The organism is Streptomyces calidiresistens, from assembly GCF_014141525.1.
Taxonomy (GTDB): Bacteria; Actinomycetota; Actinomycetes; order Streptomycetales; family Streptomycetaceae; genus Streptomyces; species Streptomyces calidiresistens.
Map to the genome: position 1 here is coordinate 1 of NZ_VKHS01000388.1, position 5,105 is coordinate 5,105.

Below are 5,105 nucleotides of genomic sequence, written 5' to 3' on the forward strand. Positions count from 1 at the left end.
GGTGGAGTCGGGGTGGTGGGGGTGCCGCGTCATGGACTGCCTGTGCTCTCGCCCGTGGAAGCCATCGGGTACGTGAGCGCGTTGCCGGAGGGGGATGCACCCGCGTGTCTTGTGGCCTGCGCTGCCGGGGAACGCGTTGAGGCGCTCCGCTCCGTGCCAAGAGAAGCCCCTCCCTCAAGGGCCTCTCCCTCGGAAGGGGGAGAACAGTTGTGGGAGCCCGCCGGGGAGTGCGGGGGAAGGGGGGCCACGCGCCGGCGACCACCAGTGGTGCCGGGTGGGTGGTGTTGTGGCAGTGATGCCTGGTGGAATGCCTAGCTGTTGCGGGGCAGGAGGGTGTCAGTGGACAACGGCAGACTGATCGCATGACCGCATCCCGCAACGCCTCTCGTCGCGTCCAGGCCGATCTCGCTTGGGTGCGGTCGATGGGGGGCCGTTGATCGTTGTTCCGGCTTCCGCGCTGGACCGGTGGGGCGGCTGCACGGATGACGGCGTGATCGTCGGCGGCACCGACGTTCCCGATGACTACGACCGCGCGTGTGGCGTGGAGGGTTGGGCCGGGGTCATCGACGTCGGCGCCGAGAGTTCCGGGGTGGTGTTGGCCGATGAGCCGGCCACCACCTGCTACCTCTCCGAGCAGAAGATCTTCCTGCGATGGCTCGCTGCCGATTCCGATGCCGAACTCCTCGAAGCCGCCATGGCTGTCCTGGACGACCCGGTGAGGGAGTGGGAGGACTGCGGAGTCTGGGAAACCGATGGCGCAGCGGTTCTCCTGGACTCCGCTGTAGCGGGGTCCGACCTGGCCGTGGAGTACCCCGACGGGGGAGGATTTCCGGAGCAGGCCCGAATTTCCGTGCCGGCGGGACGCTGGAGCGTGCGCGCGTTTCACAGGACGGGCGACTTTCCTTGGGTGGGGATCGTCCGGCTCCTTCCCGCACCATCACAGGCGTGCGTGTGAGTGGCGGGCCACCTCGGCTGCGTATGCGGTCCCGAGGGTTCCTGCCGCCGGCAGGAAGCCGTTGTCCGTGATGAGGGTATGGATGTTACCGCGTTGCCGGAAGCCGCTTCTCTGTGGGTTTTCGAGGAGAGCGCCGTCGAGAACGACATCACGGTGGCCGACGTGTGGGGGTACCTCATCCACGGCGAGTGGGAGGTGGTCCTCGAGCTGCCGGAGGACTTCGGGGACGCCCAGCCGCTTCCACTCGGCTTCCGGGAGGCCCTGGCCACCGCCGAACAGATGCGGCTGAAGAAGGGCGCGGCCCGGTGCCGGCGGCGCGGCTACGAGATTGGCGACGGCATCATCCGATACCGACCTCATCCTTCGACCGATCGCCGAAGCGCACCGGAGAACACCCGTCTCCGGTGCCGGCGGCCGATGTGGAACATCGGAAGCCGAACACCGGCCGTCGAATCGGCCTTCGACATCGCCGTGATCCGGGTCGAGGTCACGTCCTTCCTCGACCCCGTCGCACGCGCCTCGGTGTGGCTCGCCCCCGGCCCTGCGCAGTGGCAGCGCCTTCGGCCCCGGGCCGGTGATCGCGATGCGCGAGGACCGGTCCGTGGCGAGGGCCGCGGTCGTCCTGGAGGTTCGATGCCCCGCGGTCGCAGCCACGGCATGCAGGTGGGCACCACCGGCTCCTGTCATTCGTGCGGAGAGGTTCCGGGGCGTGGGTGCCGTTCATGCCCGGGGCGGCCGGTGGAAGCGGTCCTTGCCGGTGGCCTTCGCCAGGGGCCCGGGGGACCGGCGGGTTCGGGGATTCACGGGCGCGGAAGCGGGGCGGTCGGTCGGGCGCGGGTGTGGGTGTGGGTGTGGGTCGTGCCGGGGGGCACGGGCGCGGACGTGCTTCTCGGCGCCGGCGTTCCGGGGGCCGGGGTGTGAACGGTGCCGGCCCCGTCCTTGTTGTCCCCTCGACCGAAACGGCATGCGCGGATGTGTGCGGGGCCGGGGGGGACGGGCCGGGTGCTCCCGCTTGCCCGGAGGGGGCCCATGGCCCGGAGGTGGGTCAAGTGCTCTGAGGGGGGCGGGAGTTCCGGAACTTCCGGGGGTGGACGCGGGGTGGTCCCGGCTCCTACGCTCCCACTGGGTTCGAGAGCGCTCCCGGCCTTCGCTGTTCCACCCCCACCGAGGGAACACAAGAAGGGCACCACCCATGTCTCGTACCACGTCTCGTGGCAGGCTCACCCGACGCACCGTCGGTGCCGGGCTGTCCACCCTCTTCCTCGCGGCCGGCCTGGCCGGTCTTTCCTCTCCCGCCGCTGTCGCGGCGGCGGAGGTGGAGGCCGCGTCCCCCGGCCTGATCGCGGCCATGCAGACCGATCTCGGATTGACGAAGGATCAGGCCCTCACCCGTTTGGCCCAGGAGGCCGAGGCCGTCGAACTCGCCCCGTTCGCCGAGCGGGCGGCCGGTGATGCCTTCGGCGGCAGTTGGTTCGATCCGGCTTCCGGCGAGCTCGTCGTCGCCGTCACCGACGGCGGCGCCGTCCCGATGGTCGAGGGGACCGGTGCCACCACCGAACTGGTCACCCACAGTGCCGCCGAACTCGACACGGTGAAGGCCGGGATCGACGACATGGCCGACCGGGCCCCGACCGGCGTCGCCGGGTGGGGTGTGGACGTCCGGGCCAACCGGGTCGTCGTTCACGTGGTCGAGGAGAACGCGGACGATCCCGCGGTGCGGGAGTTCGTGACGGAGGCCGCCGGCGGCGGACCGGTCGACGTCGAGTTGCTCGGGGATCCGATCGTGACCCATGCCGCCGGCATCGTCGGGGGCGACCCGTTCTACGTCGGCAACGCGCGCTGCTCGATCGGCTTCTCCGTGCACGGCGGTTTCGTCACGGCGGGACACTGCGGCACCACGGGGTCCGCCGTGCGGGGCTGGGACAACACCCACATCGGCCACGTTCGGGGGCGGGTGTGGCCCGGCAGCGACATGGCCTGGGTGGATGTCGGCAGCGGTTGGTGGACCGTGCCCGTGGTGCTGGGCTGGGGCACCGTGCCGGACCAGTTGGTGCGCGGCTCCTCCCCCGCCCCGGTGGGGTCCTCGATCTGTCGCTCCGGCTCCACGACGGGCTGGCGCTGCGGCACCCTGACGGCCGTGAACCAGACGGTGCAGTACTCCAGCGGTGAGGTCGCCCACGGGATGTCGTTCACCTCGGCCTGCAGCGCGCCGGGGGACTCCGGCGGGTCGGTGATCGCCGGTGACCAGGCCCAGGGCGTGCACTCCGGTGGCAGCGGCAGCTGCGGTGGTTCCTCCATGACCGTGTTCAACCCGATCAATCCGATTCTTCAGCACTACGGGTTGACCCTGCACACCGCCTGAGGGAACGGCGGGACCCCCGCACGGTCGGGCACCCGGGTTCGTGGTGCCATCGACGGTGCGGGGGCCGTGCGTCGGGGTTTCCTCCCCCGCGGCGGGGTGCGGTCACGGCTGGGACGCCGTCCCGTCCCTCCGGCCCCGGGGCCCGGAAGGGGCGGGATGGTTCCGGCCTCGGGCCGCGGTGTCGCCGGGACCCGAGGGGCGGGCTGTACCCGTCCGGCCCGCCGATCGGCGTGATCGGTGGATACGGCGTTCCGTGTGTCGCCCGGGACGGTGTGCCGGGCGCCGGGCGCCGGGGGGCACGGAAAGCCCCCGGGGCGGGCCCTGTCGCCGAGAGGCCGACAGGGCCCGCCCCACCCCCGGCGACGGGGGTGGGGCCGGTGTGCGGGTACCGGGGTCAGATGAGGCCCTGGGCCACCATCGCGTCCGCCACGAGTTCGAAGCCGGCGATGTTGGCCCCGAGCTGGTAGTCCCCGGGCCGACCGTAGCGTTCGGCCGTCTCGAAGCAGGTGTCGTGGATGTGCCGCATGATCTCCTCGAGCCGCTGTTCGGTGTACTCGAAGGTCCAGGAGTCGCGCGAGGCGTTCTGCTGCATCTCCAGGGCGCTGGTGGCCACTCCCCCGGCGTTGGCCGCCTTGCCCGGCGCGAAGAGCACCCCGGCCTCGCGGAGCAGTTCGACGGCGTCGGGAGTGGTCGGCATGTTGGCGCCCTCGGCCACCGCCAGGACCCCGTGGCGGATGAGTTCCCCGGCGTCCTCGGCGGTCAGTTCGTTCTGCGTGGCGCAGGGCAGGGCCACCTCGCAGGGCACCTGCCAGACGGGGGCGTCGGTCACGAAGCGGGCGTCGCCTCCGCGGCGTTCGGCGTACTCCTCGACCCGACCGCGTGCCTCGCGGACCTCCTTGAGGAGGTCGAGGTCGAGGCCCTTGGGATCGACGACGTATCCCCGGGAGTCCGAGCAGGCGATCACGACGGCACCGAGCGCCGTGGCCTTCTCGATGGCGTGCAGGGCGACGTTCCCGGCGCCGGAGACGACGACCCGTTTGCCGTCGAGGGAGTCGCCGCGGGTGGAGAGCATCTGTTGGGTGAAGACGACCAGGCCGTAGCCGGTGGCCTCGGGACGGCCGGGGGCGCCGCCCCAGCCGATGCCCTTGCCGGTCAGGACGCCGGACTCGAAGCGGTTGGTGATGCGGCGGTACTGGCCGAAGAGGTAGCCGATTTCCCGGGTGCCGACGCCGATGTCGCCGGCCGGGACGTCGGTGTGCTCCCCCAGGTGGCGGTAGAGCTCGGTCATGAAGGATTGGCAGAAGCGCATGACCTCCGCGTCGGAACGTCCCTTGGGGTCGAAGTCGCTGCCGCCCTTGGCCCCGCCGATGGGCTTGCCGGTCAGCGCGTTCTTCAGGGTCTGTTCGAAGCCGAGGAACTTGACGATGCCGAGGTTGACCGAGGGGTGGAAGCGCAGTCCCCCCTTGTAGGGGCCGATGGCGCTGTTGAACTCCACCCGGAAACCGCGGTTGACGTGGATCCTGCCGCGGTCGTCGGCCCAGGGCACCCGGAAGACGATCTGGCGCTCCGGTTCGCACAACCGCTCCACCACGGCGGTCTCCGCGTAGTGGGGGTGACGGTCGAGGACCGGTTGCAGGGATTCCAGCACCTCGCGAACGGCTTGGTGGAATTCCTTCTCTCCGGGGTTGCGGCGCAGGACGGCGGCGTACAGCGGCTCGATCCGACTCGTCGGCTCCATTCGCCGAAGTATAGGACCCGGGGGCGGGGTGCTTCCGGGAAGGGTGGGGG

At 71.2% G+C, this 5,105-nt stretch carries 4 protein-coding genes; 2 read left to right on the top strand and 2 right to left on the bottom strand.

Annotated elements, in window-relative coordinates; translation table 11 throughout:
• Positions 1-433 precede the first annotated feature (433 nt).
• Positions 434-955: an Imm21 family immunity protein gene (locus tag FOE67_RS16015; protein WP_228473939.1), complete on the top strand. Its 522-nt coding sequence runs from the start codon at positions 434-436 to the stop codon at positions 953-955.
• Here FOE67_RS16015 and FOE67_RS30440 read toward each other — a convergent pair.
• Positions 938-1,315, bottom strand: a complete 378-nt coding sequence (locus tag FOE67_RS30440; RefSeq protein WP_182664849.1) for a hypothetical protein — start codon at positions 1,313-1,315, stop codon at positions 938-940. The genes FOE67_RS16015 and FOE67_RS30440 overlap by 18 nt on opposite strands.
• An 832-nt stretch (positions 1,316-2,147) precedes the next feature.
• Here FOE67_RS30440 and FOE67_RS16025 point away from each other — a divergent pair.
• The gene (locus FOE67_RS16025) at positions 2,148-3,317 is read left to right on the top strand and encodes a S1 family peptidase (protein ID WP_182664851.1); all 1,170 of its coding nucleotides are present in this window, start codon (positions 2,148-2,150) and stop codon (positions 3,315-3,317) included.
• A 394-nt stretch (positions 3,318-3,711) separates the two neighbouring features.
• Here FOE67_RS16025 and gdhA read toward each other — a convergent pair whose 3' ends face one another.
• A complete protein-coding gene (gene gdhA / locus FOE67_RS16030) occupies positions 3,712-5,055 on the bottom strand; it encodes an NADP-specific glutamate dehydrogenase (protein WP_182664853.1) in 1,344 nt (447 codons plus the stop codon).
• Positions 5,056-5,105: the final 50 nt, after the last annotated feature.